17 protein-coding genes and 1 other RNA gene are annotated in these 18,284 nt (G+C 51.5%); 13 read left to right on the top strand and 5 right to left on the bottom strand.

The window, feature by feature from the left end; genetic code table 11:
• Positions 1-27 precede the first annotated feature (27 nt).
• The 12 genes from CHU32_RS15300 (at position 28) to tdcG (ending at position 14,370) form a co-directional block, all read left to right on the top strand.
• A complete protein-coding gene (locus CHU32_RS15300; RefSeq protein WP_103676625.1) occupies positions 28-1,359 on the top strand; it encodes an MFS transporter in 1,332 nt (443 codons plus the stop codon).
• Between the two features lie 28 nt (positions 1,360-1,387).
• A complete protein-coding gene (garL, locus tag CHU32_RS15295) occupies positions 1,388-2,158 on the top strand; it encodes a 2-dehydro-3-deoxyglucarate aldolase (protein WP_103676624.1) in 771 nt (256 codons plus the stop codon).
• Between the two features lie 29 nt (positions 2,159-2,187).
• Positions 2,188-3,078, top strand: coding sequence for a 2-hydroxy-3-oxopropionate reductase (garR, locus tag CHU32_RS15290; RefSeq protein WP_103676623.1), 891 nt, complete (start codon positions 2,188-2,190; stop codon positions 3,076-3,078).
• A 103-nt stretch (positions 3,079-3,181) separates the two neighbouring features.
• On the top strand, positions 3,182-4,327 hold the full coding sequence (gene garK, locus CHU32_RS15285; protein ID WP_103676622.1) for a glycerate 2-kinase: 1,146 nt from the start codon (positions 3,182-3,184) through the stop codon (positions 4,325-4,327).
• Positions 4,328-4,359: 32 nt separating this feature from the next.
• Positions 4,360-4,737, top strand: an RNA gene (rnpB, locus tag CHU32_RS15280) — RNase P RNA component class A.
• An 848-nt stretch (positions 4,738-5,585) separates the two neighbouring features.
• Complete coding sequence (gene tdcA, locus CHU32_RS15275) at positions 5,586-6,527, top strand: transcriptional regulator TdcA (protein WP_103676756.1); 942 nt, start codon at positions 5,586-5,588, stop codon at positions 6,525-6,527.
• A gap of 87 nt (positions 6,528-6,614) precedes the next feature.
• Positions 6,615-7,604: a bifunctional threonine ammonia-lyase/L-serine ammonia-lyase TdcB gene (gene tdcB / locus CHU32_RS15270; protein ID WP_103676621.1), complete on the top strand. Its 990-nt coding sequence runs from the start codon at positions 6,615-6,617 to the stop codon at positions 7,602-7,604.
• 22 nt (positions 7,605-7,626) lie between these two features.
• Positions 7,627-8,958, top strand: coding sequence for a threonine/serine transporter TdcC (gene tdcC / locus CHU32_RS15265; RefSeq protein ID WP_103676620.1), 1,332 nt, complete (start codon positions 7,627-7,629; stop codon positions 8,956-8,958).
• A 30-nt stretch (positions 8,959-8,988) separates the two neighbouring features.
• Positions 8,989-10,197: a propionate kinase gene (tdcD, locus tag CHU32_RS15260; RefSeq protein WP_103676619.1), complete on the top strand. Its 1,209-nt coding sequence runs from the start codon at positions 8,989-8,991 to the stop codon at positions 10,195-10,197.
• A 28-nt stretch (positions 10,198-10,225) separates the two neighbouring features.
• Positions 10,226-12,520, top strand: a complete 2,295-nt coding sequence (gene pflB, locus CHU32_RS15255; protein WP_103676618.1) for a formate C-acetyltransferase — start codon at positions 10,226-10,228, stop codon at positions 12,518-12,520.
• Between the two features lie 2 nt (positions 12,521-12,522).
• Positions 12,523-12,918 carry an enamine/imine deaminase gene (locus CHU32_RS15250; RefSeq protein WP_103676617.1) on the top strand — a complete coding sequence of 132 codons (396 nt, stop codon included), beginning with the start codon at positions 12,523-12,525 and terminating at the stop codon, positions 12,916-12,918.
• An 87-nt stretch (positions 12,919-13,005) separates the two neighbouring features.
• Positions 13,006-14,370: an L-serine ammonia-lyase gene (gene tdcG / locus CHU32_RS15245; protein ID WP_103676616.1), complete on the top strand. Its 1,365-nt coding sequence runs from the start codon at positions 13,006-13,008 to the stop codon at positions 14,368-14,370.
• 27 nt (positions 14,371-14,397) lie between these two features.
• On the opposite strand, the gene CHU32_RS15240 is transcribed toward tdcG, so the two are convergent.
• Positions 14,398-14,592 carry a hypothetical protein gene (locus tag CHU32_RS15240; RefSeq protein WP_103676615.1) on the bottom strand — a complete coding sequence of 65 codons (195 nt, stop codon included), beginning with the start codon at positions 14,590-14,592 and terminating at the stop codon, positions 14,398-14,400.
• A 26-nt stretch (positions 14,593-14,618) separates the two neighbouring features.
• A complete protein-coding gene (locus CHU32_RS15235; RefSeq protein ID WP_103676614.1) occupies positions 14,619-15,320 on the bottom strand; it encodes a pirin family protein in 702 nt (233 codons plus the stop codon).
• 105 nt (positions 15,321-15,425) lie between these two features.
• Here CHU32_RS15235 and CHU32_RS15230 point away from each other — a divergent pair, with 105 nt between their 5' ends.
• Entirely contained in the window at positions 15,426-16,322 is an 897-nt protein-coding gene (locus tag CHU32_RS15230; protein WP_103676613.1) for a LysR family transcriptional regulator, read from the top strand.
• Between the two features lie 68 nt (positions 16,323-16,390).
• On the opposite strand, the gene CHU32_RS15225 is transcribed toward CHU32_RS15230, so the two are convergent.
• The 3 genes from CHU32_RS15225 to CHU32_RS15215 all read right to left on the bottom strand — a co-directional run bounded on the left by CHU32_RS15225 (position 16,391) and on the right by CHU32_RS15215 (position 18,057).
• Entirely contained in the window at positions 16,391-16,750 is a 360-nt protein-coding gene (locus CHU32_RS15225) for a DUF805 domain-containing protein (protein ID WP_103676612.1), read from the bottom strand.
• Between the two features lie 464 nt (positions 16,751-17,214).
• On the bottom strand, positions 17,215-17,583 hold the full coding sequence (locus CHU32_RS15220; protein WP_103676611.1) for a DUF805 domain-containing protein: 369 nt from the start codon (positions 17,581-17,583) through the stop codon (positions 17,215-17,217).
• Positions 17,584-17,694: 111 nt separating this feature from the next.
• The gene (locus CHU32_RS15215; RefSeq protein WP_176691666.1) at positions 17,695-18,057 is read right to left on the bottom strand and encodes a DUF805 domain-containing protein; all 363 of its coding nucleotides are present in this window, start codon (positions 18,055-18,057) and stop codon (positions 17,695-17,697) included.
• Between the last annotated feature and the right edge of the window lie 227 nt (positions 18,058-18,284).

The following is an 18,284-nucleotide window of genomic DNA, read 5'->3' as shown; positions in this document are numbered from 1 at the left end:
GATGACTCCGTACCTGAGGATAAATTAATGTCGCTGGATACTGCTGTTGCATCTAAAAAGGGTATTCCCACCCGCTATATAATACTGCTGATTATCTTTATTGTGACGGCAGTAAACTATGCGGATCGCGCTACGCTATCAATTGCCGGGACCGAAGTCGCTAAAGAATTGCATCTTAGCGCCATCTCGATGGGCTACATCTTTTCTGCATTCGGCTGGGCGTACCTGCTGATGCAAATCCCCGGCGGCTGGCTGCTGGACAAATTCGGCTCGAAGAAAGTCTACACGTATAGCCTGTTCTTCTGGTCACTGTTTACGTTCCTGCAGGGCTTTGTGGACATGTTCCCGCTGGCCTGGGCGGGAATTTCCATGTTTATCATGCGTTTTATGCTGGGCTTCTCGGAAGCGCCATCCTTCCCGGCTAACGCCCGTATCGTGGCGGCATGGTTCCCGACCAAAGAGCGTGGTACGGCCTCAGCGCTGTTTAACGCGGCCCAGTACTTCTCGCTGGCCATTTTCTCGCCGTTGCTCGGCTGGCTGACCTTTGCCTGGGGCTGGGAACATGTCTTTACCGTAATGGGCGTGATTGGCTTTATGCTGACCGGTCTGTGGGTGAAGTTTATTCATAACCCGACCGATCATCCGCGTATGTCTGCTCAGGAGCTGGACTACATTACTAAAGGCGGTGCGGTGGTTGATATGGATCACAAAAAGCCTGGCGTAACCACCACGGGTCCGAAACTGCATTACATCAAGCAACTACTGACCAACCGCATGATGCTTGGCGTATTTTTTGGTCAGTATTTCATCAATACCATTACCTGGTTCTTCCTCACCTGGTTCCCGATTTACCTGGTGCAGGACAAAGGCATGTCGATTCTGAAAGTGGGCCTGGTGGCATCCATTCCGGCACTGTGCGGCTTCGCCGGTGGCGTGTTGGGCGGGGTGTTCTCTGATCACCTGATTAAACGCGGTGCAACCATTACGCTGGCACGTAAATTACCGATTGTGCTGGGAATGCTGCTGGCATCAACGATTATTCTCTGTAATTACACCAATAATACCACCCTGGTGGTGACGCTGATGGCGCTGGCGTTCTTCGGTAAAGGTTTTGGTGCGCTGGGCTGGCCGGTGATCTCCGATACCGCGCCAAAAGAAATTGTCGGCCTGTGCGGTGGCGTGTTTAACGTGTTTGGTAACGTTGCTTCTATCGTCACTCCGCTGGTCATTGGTTATCTGGTGAGCGAATTGCACTCCTTCAACGCTGCGCTGATCTTCGTAGGCTGTTCAGCACTGATGGCGATGGTCTGCTACCTGTTTATCGTTGGCGACATCAAGCGTATGGAACTGCAAAAATAATTCACGGTTAAGTTACAAGGTATACACGATGAATAACGATATTTTCCCGAACAAATTCAAAGCTGCGCTGGCCGCGCAGCAGGTACAGATTGGCTGCTGGTCTGCGCTGGCAAGCCCGATCAGCACCGAGGTGCTGGGCCTGGCAGGATTTGACTGGCTGGTTCTGGATGGCGAACACGCGCCGAACGATATTTCTACCTTTATTCCGCAACTGATGGCCCTGAAGGGCAGTACCAGTGCGCCAGTGGTTCGCGTACCGACCAACGAGCCGGTGATCATCAAACGTCTGCTGGACATCGGCTTCTATAACTTTCTGATCCCGTTCGTCGAGTCTCAGGAAGAAGCCGCACTGGCAGTCGCGTCTACCCGTTATCCGCCGGAAGGCATCCGCGGTGTTTCCGTATCTCACCGCGCCAATATGTTTGGCACCGTGCCGGATTACTTCGCGCAGTCCAACAAAAACATCACCATCATCGTGCAGATCGAGAGCCAGCAGGGCGTGGATAACGTCGATGCTATTGCGGCGACCGACGGCGTGGACGGTATCTTTGTCGGACCAAGCGATTTAGCCGCCGCGCTGGGGCATCTTGGCAATGCTTCGCATCCGGACGTTCAGCAGTGCATTAAGCAGATTTTTGCCAGCGCCAAAGCCCACGGTAAACCGTGCGGCATCCTGGCACCGGTTGATGCCGATGCGCGTCGCTACCTGGAAATGGGTGCCACCTTTGTGGCCGTTGGCAGCGATTTAGGCGTGTTCCGTGGCGCGACGCAAAAACTCGCCGATTCCTTTAAGAAATAACCACCACCGAAAGAAGAGAGAGAACGATTATGACCATTAAAGTAGGTTTCATTGGCCTGGGCATCATGGGCAAACCAATGAGCAAAAACCTCATTAAAGCCGGTTACTCGCTGGTGGTTTCTGACCGTAATCCTGAAGCCGTCGCTGACGTGGTGGCCGCAGGCGCAGAAACCGCGACGACGGCTAAGGCAATTGCCGAGCAGTGTGACGTGATCATTACTATGCTGCCGAACTCCCCGCACGTTAAAGAAGTGGCGCTGGGTGAAGGCGGTATTATTGAAGGCGCGAAAGCCGGTACTGTGGTTATCGACATGAGTTCGATCGCTCCGCTGGCAAGCCGTGAAATTAGCGAAGCCTTAAAAGCAAAAGGCGTTGAGATGCTGGACGCGCCGGTCAGCGGCGGCGAACCGAAAGCCATCGATGGCACGCTGTCCGTCATGGTCGGCGGTGACAAAGCGATCTTCGATAAATACTACGATCTGATGAAAGCGATGGCTGGCTCGGTGGTGCACACTGGCGACATTGGCGCAGGTAACGTGACCAAACTGGCAAACCAGGTGATCGTGGCGCTGAATATTGCCGCCATGTCCGAAGCGCTGACGCTGGCCACCAAAGCAGGTGTTAACCCGGATCTGGTATATCAGGCGATTCGTGGTGGTCTGGCGGGCAGCACCGTGCTGGATGCCAAAGCGCCGATGGTGATGGATCGTAACTTCAAGCCGGGCTTCCGTATTGATCTGCACATTAAAGATCTGGCTAATGCGCTGGATACCTCTCACGGCGTGGGCGCGCAGCTTCCGCTGACCGCGGCGGTAATGGAAATGATGCAGGCGCTGCGTGCTGACGGTCACGGTAACGATGACCATAGCGCCATCGCGTGCTACTACGAAAAACTGGCGAAAGTCGAAGTCTCTCGCTAACAACGTATTGCCCGGCGGCGCATGCTGCCGGGCCTGATGCAATACGCCTTTGTGGGCCGGAGAGGCAAATCCTTCGGTGTTGCGTGGTAACAGGCTACTCACTATGAAAATCGTAATCGCCCCAGACTCTTATAAAGAAAGCCTTTCTGCCAGCGAGGTAGCTCAGGCGATAGAAAAAGGATTTCGGGAAATTTTTCCTGATGCGCAATATGTCTCTGTTCCGGTCGCTGATGGAGGGGAAGGGACGGTTGAAGCGATGATCGCCGCAACGCAGGGGACGGAATATACCGCTCAGGTCACAGGGCCGTTAGGCGAACCGGTTGAGGCCAGCTGGGGGATCTCCGGTGATGGCAAGACCGCGTTTATTGAAATGGCGGCGGCCAGTGGGCTGGCGCTGGTGCCTCCCGCACAGCGCAATCCATTAATTACGACGTCCCGTGGTACCGGCGAGCTGATTTTGCAGGCCCTGGAGCACGGTGCGAGAAATATTATTATCGGCATTGGCGGTAGCGCCACCAATGACGGCGGCGCAGGTATGGTGCAGGCGCTGGGGGCAAAACTCAGCGATGCTGACGGCAACGACATCGGCAACGGTGGTGGCAGCCTGATAAGCCTGAATACGATTGATGTTACTGACCTGGACCCACGCCTGCGCGAATGCACGATCCGCGTGGCTTGCGATGTGACCAATCCGCTGACCGGCGAAAAAGGTGCGTCTCGCGTGTTTGGTCCGCAAAAAGGCGCGACCGAAGAACTGATTGTCGAACTGGATCGCAATCTCGACCATTACGCCGATGTCATTAAAAAATCCCTGCGTATTGATGTTAAACAGGTGCCCGGCGCAGGTGCGGCGGGCGGTATGGGCGCGGCGCTGATGGCGTTTCTCGGCGCGGAGTTGCGCAGCGGTATTGAGATCGTTACTCAGGCGCTTAACCTCGAAGAGCACATCCATGATTGTACGTGGGTGGTGACGGGGGAAGGTCGAATCGACAGCCAGAGCATCAACGGCAAAGTGCCGGTGGGCGTGGCGCAGGTCGCTAAAAAATACCATAAGCCGGTGATTGGCATTGCCGGTAGTCTGACGAAAGATGTCGGGGTTGTGCACCAGTATGGCATTGATGCCGTGTTCAGCGTGCTGACCAGTATCAGCACGCTTGAGGAAGCATTCAGGGGCGCGTTTGATAATATCTACCGCGCATCCCGCAACATTGCCGCGACGCTACAGGTGGGAATGTTGACCGAAAGGTGACAGCAGAGTGGAAACACTCTATACTGCGCGCCGAAGCTGACCAGACAGTCGCCGCTTCGTCGTCGTCCTCCTTCGGGGGAGACGGGCGGAGGGGAGGAAAGTCCGGGCTCCATAGGGCAGGGTGCCAGGTAACGCCTGGGGGGGAAACCCACGACCAGTGCAACAGAGAGCAAACCGCCGATGGCCCGCGCAAGCGGGATCAGGTAAGGGTGAAAGGGTGCGGTAAGAGCGCACCGCGCGGCTGGTAACAGTTCGCGGCACGGTAAACTCCACCCGGAGCAAGGCCAAATAGGGGTTCACAAGGTACGGCCCGTACTGAACCCGGGTAGGCTGCTTGAGCCAGTGAGCGATTGCTGGCCTAGATGAATGACTGTCCACGACAGAACCCGGCTTATCGGTCAGCTTCAACCATTCAAAAACGCCCGCAGGAGCAATCCGGCGGGCGTTTTGCATTGCGTGGCCTCAGAGATGAATGACTGTCCACTCCACTCTCTATGAAAAGAACGCGGCTTATCGGTCAGCTTCAACCATTCAAAAACGCCCGCAGGAGCAATCCGGCGGGCGTTTTGCATTATGTGTTCGCAGGAAGATGAATGACTGTCCACTCCGCTTTCTATGAAAAGAACGCGACTTATCGTTCGATCTCATGAGTGTCAGGCTGCTGACAAACGGTATACCGCGGAATGATGCCTGGCGGCGCTTCGCTTGCACAGGCCTACGGAGCGTGAACAACGTATTGATAGTGATGGTTTGTAGGCTGGGTAAGGCGAAGCCGCCACCCGGCAAGAAGGGTAAAGCGCTGCTTATAATGTAAATAAAATGTTTAATTTTTATTAAATATAATAATGATTATTATTGCAGAGGTGAATGCTCTCACGTCTAAAAATGTGAGCTATTACATTATCACCGCCAATTAACCGAATTTAATTAGTATTTTTTGATTATTTAAATTTTATTTTAACAGGTTTTTTAAGCGGCTAATTAATTGATTGAAATATAATCCGATAGACTCATTTATTGGCGCTCTACCATAAAATAGTTATCCCCATAACATATTTTCATCTTAGCTTTTTTTATTGATGAAAATCAGCAAAAAGTCAGATTTTATTTATTTAACTTATTGATTTTTAATGTTTTTAAAATAAAATCGCGCATTAGAAATAATAATCCACTCCTGATTTGTGAGTAACAGCACATACCATCATCAACATAATTACGTACACTTAGCCGCAAGATGTTACGAGATGAGTTAAGCATGATGGAAACATTTACCCTACCGAAAACACAGCACCTCGTCGTATTTCAGGAGGTTATTCGCAGTGGTTCAATTGGCTCTGCGGCAAAACAGTTAGGATTAACTCAACCGGCAGTAAGTAAAATTATCAGCGAGATAGAAACCTACTTTGGTATTGAATTAATTGTGCGTAAAAACACTGGCGTAACATTAACCAGCGCCGGGCAGGTGGTACTGAACTATTCTGAATCCATCACCAGGGAAATGAAAAACATGGTGAGCGAGATGAACAGCATGAGCAGTAGCGGTGTTGCTGATGTCTCGTTCGGCTTCCCGTCGCTGATTGGTTTTACCATTATGGCCAGTATGATCCAGACCTTTCAGGAAACCTTCCCCAACGCGCAGGTCTGCATGTATGAAGCGCAGCTCTCCTCTTTCTTGCCGGCGTTGCGTGACGGGCGGCTGGATTTTGCCATCGGCACGCTGAGTGACGAAATGAAACTCCAGGATCTCCACATTGAGCCGCTTTTTGAATCAGAGTTCCGGCTGGTGGCCAGTAAATCGCGAACGTGCACCGGCCCCACTACCCTGGGGTCATTGAAAAATGAACGCTGGATCTTACCGCACACCGACATGGGATATTACAGCGAGCTTCTTACTACCTTACAAAATAACGGCATTGAAAACGAAAACATCATTAAAACCGATTCTGTCGTGACCATTTACAACCTTGTTCTTAATGCTGGCTTCCTGACCGTTATACCCTGCGACATGATTGCACCCTTCGGATCGAATCAATTTATTACGCTAACGATTGAAGACACACTACCCGTCGCGCGCTATGCGGCTGTCTGGTCGAAAAATTATAGACTAAAAAAATCAGCTTCTTTCCTCGTTGAATTAGCAAAAGAACACTCATCTTTTAATTACTCAAGGCGACGACAGGCGGATGCTTTAGAAGACTAACGTTTTATTTAATACATTTAACTATTTTAGATCTGACTAATCAGATTGACGGCCAAATTATACCTGAATTTATCTTAAGAGGTTATTATGCACATTACCTATGAACTCCCCGTCTCTATTGAAGACGTTCTTGAAGCGAAAAAAAGACTCGCCGGGAAAATTTATAAAACCGGAATGCCGCGTTCTAACTATTTTAGCGAGCGGTGCAAGGGCGAAATATTTTTAAAATTTGAGAATATGCAACGTACCGGCTCCTTTAAAATTCGCGGCGCATTTAACAAACTTAGCTCGCTCAGCGATGCCGAACGACGTAAAGGTGTCGTGGCCTGCTCGGCGGGCAACCATGCGCAGGGCGTTTCGCTCTCCTGCGCGATGCTGGGTATTGATGGTAAAGTGGTCATGCCGAAAGGCGCACCTAAATCGAAAGTGGCTGCCACCTGCGATTACTCGGCGGAGGTCGTGCTGCACGGCGATAACTTCAACGACACCATTGCTAAAGTCAGTGAGATTGTCGAGCTGGAAGGGCGGATATTTATTCCTCCTTATGACGATCCTAAAGTGATTGCCGGACAGGGCACCATTGGCCTTGAAATTATGGAAGATTTATATGACGTCGATAATGTCATCGTTCCTATCGGCGGCGGTGGATTAATTGCCGGTATTGCCATTGCCATTAAATCCATTAACCCGACAATTAAAATTATCGGTGTGCAATCTGAAAACGTACATGGCATGGCCGCTTCTTATTATGCGAATGAAATTACCACCCATCGAACCAGTGGAACGTTAGCCGATGGCTGTGATGTTTCCCGCCCCGGATCTATCACTTATGAAATAGTTCGTGAACTGGTCGATGATATTGTTTTAGTCAGTGAAGATGACATTCGCAACAGTATGGTTGCATTAATTCAACGTAATAAAGTGATTACAGAAGGTGCAGGTGCACTGGCCTGTGCCGCATTATTGAGTGGCAAACTTGACAGTTATATTCAGAACAGAAAAACGGTCAGTATTATTTCTGGCGGTAATATCGATCTGTCACGCGTTTCACAAATCACCGGTTTAGCTGATGCTTAATTACTTTTGCTGAGGATATCACATGAGTACCACTGATAGTCTTGTTACTGGTCAGACAACACCCTCGTCATGGCGTAAATCTGACACCACCTGGACCCTTGGATTATTCGGCACCGCCATCGGTGCCGGGGTCCTTTTCTTCCCGATTCGTGCCGGCTACGGCGGCTTGATCCCGATCCTGTTGATGCTGGTGCTGGCTTATCCCATCGCCTTCTTCTGCCATCGTGCTCTGGCGCGGCTGTGTCTGTCAGGCAGCAATCCGTCCGGGAATATTACCGAGACGGTAGAAGAGCATTTTGGGAAAACCGGCGGCGTGGTGATTACGTTTCTTTATTTCTTCGCTATCTGCCCACTGCTGTGGATCTACGGTGTAACTATTACCAACACCTTTATGACCTTCTGGGAAAACCAGTTGCAAATGATGCCGCTGAACCGCGGTGTGGTGGCGTTGTTCCTGCTGTTGCTGATGGCATTCGTGATTTACTTCGGTAAAGATCTGATGGTTAAAGTCATGAGCTTCCTGGTATTCCCGTTTATCGCCAGCCTGGTGCTTATTTCACTGTCGCTGATCCCATACTGGAACTCCGCGGTGGTCGATCAGGTTAACCTTAGCGACATTTCTCTTGTCGGGCACGACGGTATTCTGGTAACGGTGTGGCTTGGGATCTCCATTATGGTGTTTTCCTTTAACTTCTCACCGATTGTGTCATCGTTCGTCGTGTCAAAACGTGAAGAGTATGAAAAGGAATTCGGCAGAGACTTTACCGAACGTAAATGTTCTAAAATCATTTCCCGCGCCAGCATGCTGATGGTCGCAGTGGTGATGTTCTTCGCCTTTAGCTGCCTGTTTACCCTTTCTCCACAAAATATGGCTGAAGCAAAAGCGCAGAACATTCCGGTGCTCTCCTATCTGGCAAACCATTTCGCTTCGCTTTCCGGCACTAAATCAACGTTTGCCACCGTTCTGGAATATGGCGCGTCAATAATTGCACTGGTGGCTATTTTCAAATCTTTCTTCGGCCACTATCTCGGCACCCTGGAAGGTTTAAACGGCCTGATCCTCAAGTTCGGCTATAAAGGCGACAAAACCAAAGTCTCCACCGGTAAGCTGAATCTGATCAGCATGGTCTTCATTATGGGGTCCACCTGGGTTGTTGCTTATGCTAACCCGAACATCCTCGATTTAATTGAAGCGATGGGTGCGCCGATTATTGCCTCGCTGCTCTGCCTGCTGCCGATGTATGCCATCCGCAAAGCACCGTCACTGGCAAAATATAAAGGCAAACTGGATAACATCTTTGTGACAGCGATTGGCCTGCTGACCATCCTGAATATTGTTTATAAACTTTTTTAATCCGCTAATTCAGGATTAACGGAGTCTGAAATGAATGAATTTCCGGTAGTACTGGTGATTAATTGTGGATCATCATCGGTGAAGTTTTCGGTTCTTGACGCAGCGACCTGCGACGTATTATTAGCAGGTATCGCTGACGGCGTGAATTCTGAGCAGGCATTTATATCGGTGAATGGTGGTGAGGGAAAAAAACTGACCCACTATACTTATGACGGCGCGTTAAAAGCGATTGCCAGTGAGCTGGAAACGCGTAATTTAATGACCAGCGTGGCCTTAATTGGCCACCGGGTTGCACACGGCGGAGATGTATTTAAGTCTTCAGTCATTATTACCGATGAGGTTATAAATCAAATTCGTCAGGTCTCTTCTCTGGCACCGCTTCATAATTATGCCAATTTGAGTGGCGTGGCATCTGCACAGACCCTGTTTCCCGGCATCCCACAGGTGGCGGTATTTGATACCAGCTTCCATCAGACGCTGTCGCCCGAGGCGTATCTTTACGGCCTGCCGTGGAAATATTACGCAGAGCTGGGGGTCCGTCGTTACGGTTTCCACGGCACCTCCCATCGCTATGTCACTCAGCAGGCACACGCATTACTCGATCTTAGTCCGCAGGATTCAGGGTTAGTGATTGCTCACTTAGGCAACGGAGCCTCTGTTTGCGCGGTGCGTAACGGGCAAAGTGCGGATACCTCAATGGGGATGACGCCGCTGGAAGGTCTGATGATGGGTACCCGCAGCGGCGATGTCGATTTTGGCGCAATGGTATGGATTGCCGGGCAAACCGGGCAAACGCTGAGTGACCTGGAACGGGTAGTGAATAGTGAATCCGGCCTGCTGGGAATCTCCGGGGTTTCCTCTGATTTACGGACGCTGGAAAAAGCCTGGCACGACGGAAATGCGCGTGCGCAACTGGCGATAAAAACTTTTGTTCATCGTATCGCCCGTCATATTGCCGGCCATGCAGCCGCGCTTCATCGCCTCGACGGTATTATTTTTACCGGCGGTATTGGCGAGAACTCTGTGCTTATTCGCCGGCTGGTGATAGAGCATCTCAGCGTATTTAATATTGAGCTGGATCAAAGTAAAAATAATCTACCGAATACGATCGGGGAAAGAGTTATTTCGCTTAAAGATTCGTCTGTCCGTTGTGCGGTTATTCCTACCAATGAAGAGAAAATGATTGCTCAGGATGCGCTGAGCTTAGCGGATATTAATGCCGCTATAGAATATGCCTGATTTATTATTTTTATAGAGAGATGTTTTCATGAAGGTAAATATCGATATTAACGATATGCATTATGCCGATGCATGGCGAGATTTTCACGGCGCTGACTGGAAAAATGAAATTAACGTTCGCGATTTTATTCAGCAGAACTATACGCCTTATGAGGGCGATGAATCGTTCCTCTCAGAAGCTACGTCAGCGACGTTAGCGCTGTGGGAAAAAGTCATGGCAGGCATTCGTATTGAGAACGCCACCCATGCCCCCGTCGATTTTGATACCAATGTCGCCACCACCATTACCGCGCACGACGCCGGGTATATTGACCAGGCACTGGAAAAAATTGTTGGCCTGCAAACCGACAAGCCGCTCAAGCGCGCACTGCATCCGTTTGGTGGCATCAACATGATCAAGAGTTCGTTTGACGCTTACGGGCGTGAAATGGACCCTGATTTTGAGTATCAGTACACCGCGCTGCGTAAAACCCATAACCAGGGCGTTTTTGATGTTTACTCGCCGGATATGCTGCGCTGCCGTAAATCCGGGGTGCTTACCGGTCTGCCGGACGGTTACGGGCGTGGACGTATTATTGGTGACTATCGTCGCGTGGCGCTGTACGGCATCCGTTATCTGGTCCGGGAACGTGAACTCCAGTTTGCCGATTTACAGTCAAAACTGGAGTGGGGGGAAGATCTCGAAGCAACCCTGCGCCAGCGCGAGGAACTGGCGGAACATCGTCGCGCGCTATTGCAGATTCAGGAAATGGCCGCGAAGTACGGCTGCGATATTTCCCGTCCGGCCTGCAACGCTCAGGAAGCGGTGCAGTGGCTCTATTTTGCCTATCTGGCGGCTGTAAAATCACAAAACGGCGGCGCGATGTCGCTGGGACGTACCGCGACATTCCTTGATATCTATATTGAGCGCGATCTACGTGCCGGACGGCTGACGGAGCAGCAGGCGCAGGAACTGATCGACCACTTCATTATGAAGATCCGCATGGTGCGTTTCCTGCGTACGCCGGAATTTGATTCGCTGTTCTCCGGCGATCCTATCTGGGCGACGGAGGTGATCGGCGGAATGGGGCTGGATGGCCGCACGCTGGTAACCAAAAATGCCTTCCGCTATCTGCACACGCTGCACACGATGGGACCTGCGCCAGAACCCAATCTGACGATCCTCTGGTCTGAAGCGCTGCCTGTCGCCTTTAAGAAATATGCAGCGCAGGTGTCCATTGTGACCTCCTCGCTGCAATATGAAAACGACGATCTGATGCGCACGGATTTCGCCAGCGATGACTATGCCATTGCCTGCTGCGTTAGCCCGATGGTTATCGGTAAACAGATGCAGTTCTTTGGTGCACGTGCCAACCTCGCTAAAACGCTGCTGTACGCGATCAACGGCGGTGTCGATGAGAAGCTGAAAATTCAGGTCGGACCGAAAACTGCGCCGCTGCTGGACGACGTGCTGGATTACGACACCGTAATGCAGAGTCTGGATCACTTTATGGACTGGCTGGCGGTGCAGTACATCAGTGCGCTGAACATCATCCACTTCATGCACGATAAATACAGCTACGAAGCTTCGCTGATGGCGCTGCACGATCGCGATGTATACCGCACGATGGCCTGCGGTATTGCCGGACTGTCGGTGGCCACTGACTCGTTGTCAGCCATTAAATACGCCACGGTAAAACCGGTGCGCGACCACACTGGTCTGGCGGTGGATTTCGTGATTGAAGGCGAATATCCGCAGTATGGCAATAACGACGAGCGTGTGGACAGCATTGCCTGCGATCTGGTCGAGCGCTTTATGAAGAAAATTAAAGTGCTGCCGACGTATCGTAATGCAGTGCCTACGCAGTCAATCCTGACTATTACCTCAAATGTGGTTTACGGGCAGAAAACCGGAAATACCCCGGATGGCCGTCGCGGCGGTACGCCGTTTGCGCCGGGCGCAAATCCGATGCACGGTCGCGATCGCAAAGGGGCGGTCGCCTCGCTGACCTCGGTGGCGAAACTGCCGTTCACCTATGCCAAAGACGGTATTTCTTACACCTTCTCCATTGTTCCGGCGGCGCTGGGCAAAGATGACACGGTACGTAAAACCAATCTGGTCGGACTGCTCGACGGATACTTCCATCATGAAGCGGAGGTGGAAGGTGGGCAGCATCTGAACGTCAATGTCATGAACCGCGACATGCTGCTGGCGGCAATTGAGCACCCCGAGGAGTACCCGAACCTGACGATACGCGTGTCCGGCTATGCCGTGCGCTTCAACGCCCTGACCCGTGAGCAGCAGCAGGACGTCATCTCCCGTACGTTTACACAGGCGATTTAACGATGAAAAAGAGTATTACCACACCACGTGCGCCCGGGGCGATCGGCCCCTATGTGCAGGGCGTCGATCTCGGCAAGCTGGTGATCACCTCCGGGCAGATCCCGGTTGATCCTGCGAACGGGGCGATCCCTGAAAGCGTCGCAGATCAGGCGCGGCTGGGTCTGGAAAACGTGAAGGCGATTATTACCGCAGGCGGTTTAACCGTGGGCGATATCATCAAAACCACCGTTTTCATCAGCGATATGAATGACTTTGCGGCCATCAACCTGGTTTACCAGCAGTTTTTTGATGAGCACCAGGCGACGTACCCGGCGCGCAGTTGTGTGCAGGTCGCCTGTTTGCCAAAGGACGTGAAGCTGGAAATTGAAGCTATCGCCCTGCGCGGTGACGCACTGTAACGCGAAACCTGTGGCGGTCTGCGCATTCCGTCAGCCCGCCCTTTAAAACCGATATTGCTTTCCCGGGTATCTCTCTGAGGTGCGGAAATGATTAGCGTATTCGATATTTTTAAAGTGGGTATTGGCCCGTCCAGTTCTCATACGGTAGGCCCGATGAATGCCGGTCACTGTTTTATTGACCTGCTTGAAGCACACGATTTGCTTACGCAAACGACGCGGTTAACGGTGGATTTGTACGGTTCCCTGTCCCTGACCGGTAAAGGGCATGCCACGGATACGGCGATTATTATGGGGCTGGCAGGTAATCGCCCGCAAAGCGTCGATATTGATGCCATTGACGGGTTTATTCAGCAGGTAATGCGCAGCGGACATTTACCGATCGCGCAAGGTAAAGCCAGCGTGGCTTTTTCTCCCGCCATGGACATGCTCTTTCATCCTGAAACGCTGCCCCGACATGAAAACGGTATGCGTATCAGTGCCTGGCATGGCGCTGAATGCCTGCTGAGTAAAACCTATTATTCTATCGGCGGCGGTTTTATTGTCGAAGAGGCGGATTTTGGTCAGGATCATGACGTTACGGTTCCGGTTCCTTTTGCCTTCCGTTCTGCCAGCGAATTGCTTACTCAGTGTGAAGCGCACGGTCTGTCCATTTCGGGTCTGATGATGCAAAACGAATTAGCATTGCGCAGTAAGCAAGAGATTGACGCGCAGTGCACCAGTCTGTGGGAGATTATGTCTGCCGGCATCCAGCGCGGTATGAATACCGAAGGCGTGCTTCCCGGCCCGCTGAAAGTTCCGCGCCGTGCGGTGGCGCTACGCCGGATGCTGGTTTCATCCGATAGCTTGTCCAGCGATCCAATGAACGTTATTGACTGGATCAATATGTTTGCGCTTGCCGTTAGCGAAGAGAACGCCGCGGGTGGGCGGGTTGTCACCGCGCCAACCAACGGTGCCTGTGGCATTATCCCTGCGGTGCTGGCTTACTACGATAAATTCAGACGCCCGGTCAATGCGGGATCAATTGCCCGTTACCTGCTGGCAGCCGGAGCCGTCGGCGCATTGTATAAAATGAATGCCTCGATTTCAGGCGCTGAAGTGGGCTGTCAGGGCGAAGTCGGCGTCGCCTGCTCAATGGCAGCAGCAGGACTGGCTGAACTGCTGGGAGGTAGCCCGGCTCAGGTGTGCGTGGCAGCGGAAATTGCCATGGAACATAACCTGGGGCTGACCTGCGATCCGGTGGCCGGACAGGTGCAAATTCCCTGCATTGAACGTAACGCAATTAATGCGGTAAAAGCCGTCAACGCCGCGCGCATGGCCCTGCGACGCACCAGCGAACCGCGCGTCTCGCTTGATAAGGTGATAGAGACCATGTACGAAACCGGTAAAGATATGAATGCAAAATACCGGGAAACCTCGCGTGGTGGGCTGGCTATCAAGGTGGTTTGCGCGTGATATTTTACGGCAAGGCGCAGCCCTGGGTTATAGTCCCGTTCGGCTTAGCGCCACACCGTCTGCTATCACTTCTTCGTCTGCAAGCCTGACTTCGGCATCGACAACGATGGCCTCCAGTTCGCTCAGCATATCTTCATAGCCAAAGGCCGGGGGCACCACTGCCACTGGCGTGGCGGGAGCAGGACTCACCGCAGGCCGTTTTTTTGTCGTTTTTTTGCTCATAGGATTACTCACTTACTTAACAGGAACTACACCGGTAAATCTATCAGTAAAGCGCGCAGCGGCGTACCGGCAACCAGCGTTATGTTAGCTTCATCACGAATAAATGCGCCGTCGCCGCAGGTCAGCGTCTGGTTCTCCTCCTGCTGGGTTCGTGCATGGAACGATCCATGAATGGATTGCAGGTAGGCACGCGGTCCGTGGATCTGAAAACTGAGCTGTTCACCTTTTTCCAGTTCGATGTGATGCACCCACACCTGCTGGCGCAGTTGCAGGCTTTCATCGCTGCCTTCCGGCGACGCCAGCAGTTGTTGCGCAGTGTCGGTGAGGGTGATTTTTTGTAGCGGTGGGTTTTCCCGCTCCGGGCAGGCGTCCAGCCATAGCTGCATGCGGGTCAGGGATTTCTCTTTACTGAGGTTATGCTCGCTGTAACTGACACCGGGCTGGGTGGCAATCAGCAGCGCTTCACCGGCTTTCGCCTGGATATGATTGCCTTCGCTGTCGCGGTATTCTGCAGTGCCTTCGAGGATCAGATTAAGAATATCCACTTTGGGATAGGTACGTGGCTGGAAAGACGCGCCGGGGGCGAGCACCTCCTGATTCAGCACACGCAGGGAGGCGTAGCCCAGCAGTTTCGGGTCGAAGTAGTGTCCAAAGGAAAAGGTGTAGCGGGCCTGTAGCCATCCGAAATCTGCTTGCCCACACTGTTTAGCGGTTCGGGTAGTAATCATAATTCTTGACCTCTCTTTACACTAAACTCATGTTAAAGCGATGGACGCTGCAATGTAAGCCAGATATTCTGCCTGGTATGTTCAAATTTCCTGAACGAGAGCGAAATGGCTAAAGATAGAGCACTCACGCTGGAAGCCCTGCGCGTTATGGACGCCATCGACCGTCGCGGTAGCTTCGCCGCCGCTGCCGATGAGCTGGGACGCGTGCCTTCTGCCCTGAGCTACACCATGCAAAAGCTGGAAGAAGAACTGGATGTGATCCTCTTCGATCGCTCCGGCCACCGTACCAAATTTACCAACGTCGGGCGAATGCTCCTTGAACGGGGACGCGTCCTGCTGGAAGCCGCCGACAAGCTGACCACCGATGCTGAAGCGTTGGCCCGCGGCTGGGAAACGCATCTGACACTAGTGACCGAGGCGCTGGTACCGACTCAGGAACTGTTTCCGCTGGTGGAGAAACTGGCAACCAAATCCAGTACTCAGCTTTCGATTATTACTGAGGTGCTCGCCGGGGCCTGGGAACGGCTGGAGCAGGGGCGGGCAGATATTGTTATCGCGCCGGACATGCATTTTCGCTCATCATCTGAAATTAATTCCCGCAAACTGTATAAAGTGCTGAATGTTTACGTTGCCGCGCCGGATCATCCTATCCACCGCGAACCCGAGCCGCTTTCCGAAGTTACCCGCGTGAAGTACCGTGGTGTCGCCGTGGCGGATACCGCCCGCGAGCGTCCGGTACTCACCGTCCAGTTGCTTGATAAACAGCCACGCCTGACCGTCAGCTCCATTGAAGACAAGCGCCAGGCGCTGCTGGCTGGTCTCGGCGTGGCCACTATGCCATATGCGCTGGTGGAACAGGATATTGCCGAAGGGCGTCTGCGGGTAGTTAGCCCGGAATATACCAGCGAGATTGACATTATTATGGCCTGGCGACGTGACAGCATGGGTGAAGCCAAAGCCTGGTGCCTGCGTGAAATCCCGAAATTATTTATGGGGCGTTAGCGTTGCGTTAATAACAATATAATTTAAAGCGAAATAAAAAGGCATCGTTAAACGATGCCTTTTTACTGTTATTTATTTACGCTGTATTTTGGATCGTTACCGAAGCGGTTAGTGCCGGAGGTGCCATTCTGGCATGTAAATACAAAGAGTATTATCCAGCCAATAACAGGGAGAAGCATAAGTAACGCCCAAAAACCAGAGCGGTCGGTGTCGTGCAGTCGGCGTACTGTTACGGCAATATTGGGCAGAAGTATAGCCAGGGAATAGATGAAACTAAGCCACATAATTTCCATTCCCATCATAATTTGAATGACATTGAGAATTGTACTTATAATACCGCTAATCAATGCGAACATCCAAAATTCCTGGCGTCGTGCCCGGCCAGAAAAACCGACATAGTTCTTTAAAACGCTAATATACCAGTTCATATCAACTACCCTGTTTAATGAAAGTGGTTCGGAGTATATGCTTTTTTTCTGTGATTGGCAGCGCTAAAAAATATTTTTAGGACAATATAAAGAATTTGATAAATTTAATAAATATTAGATATGCAATTAATTAACGCACGCTATTGAAAAGGTGTTAAATCACCCGGCCTGAAATGCACAACATCACAGATTATTGGCAACCCAGGCGTGTGCAGGCGAAGCGCCGTCAGGCAGCATTCTGCTGCATTATGGTTGTCAGATGTGAGGTTGATGACAGACCTGTTTTGCTACTGTGTTCGCCATTTTGCCGGGTGGCGGCTTCGCCTTACCCGGCCTACGAAAAACATCAACATCAATAGGTTATGCGTAACCGTAGGCCTGCGCAAGCGAAGCGCCGCCAGGCAGCGCTCCACGGCGTGGCGTTTGTCAGCAGTGTGGCTCCTCCTTGAGGAGGAGCCACATAATTACCAGGAATTGAGTTTAGGATCGGGGCCGAAGCGGTTATCGCCTTTGGTGCCGTCCTGACAGTTGAAAATCAGCATCACGATCCAGCCGACGATCGGGATCAGCAGTAACAGCAGCCACCATGCAGAGCGATCGGTATCGTGCAGACGGCGAAACTGGAGTGCCCATCCGGGGATAAATATCAGCACGCCGTAAATGGTGGTCAGAACGCCTTCTCCGCTGGAGTGTTGCCAGCCCAATAATTTATCCACCACGCCCAGTACAAAGGTAAGAATGATATTGACCAGTACGAACATCCAGTACTCTTTACGTCGCGCCCGGCCGCCAAAACCAATGTAGTTCTTCAGAGCCTTCAGATACCAGTCCATTTCAGTCCTCAATCAGCTATCAATCATTTGTTTTATAAGCATTAATATAATATTAATCGCTTTTATGAAAATGGTGAAATATTTAGCCGATTGATGTATCAGTGGAAGGCGTTAACGAGGTGGTGCGCCAAAGCGGTTTAGCCCTGATGTCCCCGGCAGAAGCGACAGCGTCAGCGTGAAAAGAAGGTTGCCGAGCGGAACCTGCGCCAGCAATAAAATCAGAATAACCCACCAGCCGGACCAGTTAAGATCGTGCAGCCTGCGAATATGAGAACAGACAACAGGAACAAGGAATAAAACGCCCAGAATCAGCCATACAGGTATCAGTCTAACAGCGTATTCCAGAGGCAAAAACAGCTCCACGAGAAGGGGAATAGCGAGCAGGGTCACATTAAAACAGGCATATTCCCGGCGATGTCCGCGGCAGTCCCAGGTGGCATAGTTTTTAAGGCAGTACCAAAACCATTTCATCATGACATCCTTTTCGCAAATGTTGTCGCAGAGTACGCTACTCAGCCTGAAGAATAAAGGGTTCAGCGTTGACGCCATAAGGCCTGGCCTCGCTACTCGCCTGCTTCAGTAACAATTGAAGGGTTCAACTTTTCGGCATATTGATGGTTTATGCAGCGTTAATTTTGTGAAGTGAAACGTATTTTTATCTATACATACTTGTATGGTAGATCTCGTAAAGGTAGTTTTAT

The organism is Superficieibacter electus (assembly GCF_002915575.1).
In the GTDB taxonomy this organism is placed as follows: Bacteria; Pseudomonadota; Gammaproteobacteria; order Enterobacterales; family Enterobacteriaceae; genus Superficieibacter; species Superficieibacter electus.
Note: the sequence above shows the minus strand (reverse complement) of the source record. Positions and strands in the feature narration are given on the sequence as shown.

Excerpts from the sequence above, each read along its gene's own strand:
- CHU32_RS15300 (WP_103676625.1), top strand. The coding sequence starts at position 28 with ATGTCGCTGGATACTGCTGTTGCATCTAAAAAGGGTATTCCCACCCGC.
- garL (WP_103676624.1), top strand. The coding sequence starts at position 1,388 with ATGAATAACGATATTTTCCCGAACAAATTCAAAGCTGCGCTGGCCGCG.
- garR (WP_103676623.1), top strand. The coding sequence starts at position 2,188 with ATGACCATTAAAGTAGGTTTCATTGGCCTGGGCATCATGGGCAAACCA.
- garK (WP_103676622.1), top strand. The coding sequence starts at position 3,182 with ATGAAAATCGTAATCGCCCCAGACTCTTATAAAGAAAGCCTTTCTGCC.
- tdcA (WP_103676756.1), top strand. The coding sequence starts at position 5,586 with ATGGAAACATTTACCCTACCGAAAACACAGCACCTCGTCGTATTTCAG.
- tdcB (WP_103676621.1), top strand. The coding sequence starts at position 6,615 with ATGCACATTACCTATGAACTCCCCGTCTCTATTGAAGACGTTCTTGAA.
- tdcC (WP_103676620.1), top strand. The coding sequence starts at position 7,627 with ATGAGTACCACTGATAGTCTTGTTACTGGTCAGACAACACCCTCGTCA.
- tdcD (WP_103676619.1), top strand. The coding sequence starts at position 8,989 with ATGAATGAATTTCCGGTAGTACTGGTGATTAATTGTGGATCATCATCG.
- pflB (WP_103676618.1), top strand. The coding sequence starts at position 10,226 with ATGAAGGTAAATATCGATATTAACGATATGCATTATGCCGATGCATGG.
- CHU32_RS15250 (WP_103676617.1), top strand. The coding sequence starts at position 12,523 with ATGAAAAAGAGTATTACCACACCACGTGCGCCCGGGGCGATCGGCCCC.
- tdcG (WP_103676616.1), top strand. The coding sequence starts at position 13,006 with ATGATTAGCGTATTCGATATTTTTAAAGTGGGTATTGGCCCGTCCAGT.
- CHU32_RS15240 (WP_103676615.1), bottom strand. The coding sequence starts at position 14,592 with ATGAGCAAAAAAACGACAAAAAAACGGCCTGCGGTGAGTCCTGCTCCC.
- CHU32_RS15235 (WP_103676614.1), bottom strand. The coding sequence starts at position 15,320 with ATGATTACTACCCGAACCGCTAAACAGTGTGGGCAAGCAGATTTCGGA.
- CHU32_RS15230 (WP_103676613.1), top strand. The coding sequence starts at position 15,426 with ATGGCTAAAGATAGAGCACTCACGCTGGAAGCCCTGCGCGTTATGGAC.
- CHU32_RS15225 (WP_103676612.1), bottom strand. The coding sequence starts at position 16,750 with ATGAACTGGTATATTAGCGTTTTAAAGAACTATGTCGGTTTTTCTGGC.
- CHU32_RS15220 (WP_103676611.1), bottom strand. The coding sequence starts at position 17,583 with ATGGACTGGTATCTGAAGGCTCTGAAGAACTACATTGGTTTTGGCGGC.
- CHU32_RS15215 (WP_176691666.1), bottom strand. The coding sequence starts at position 18,057 with ATGATGAAATGGTTTTGGTACTGCCTTAAAAACTATGCCACCTGGGAC.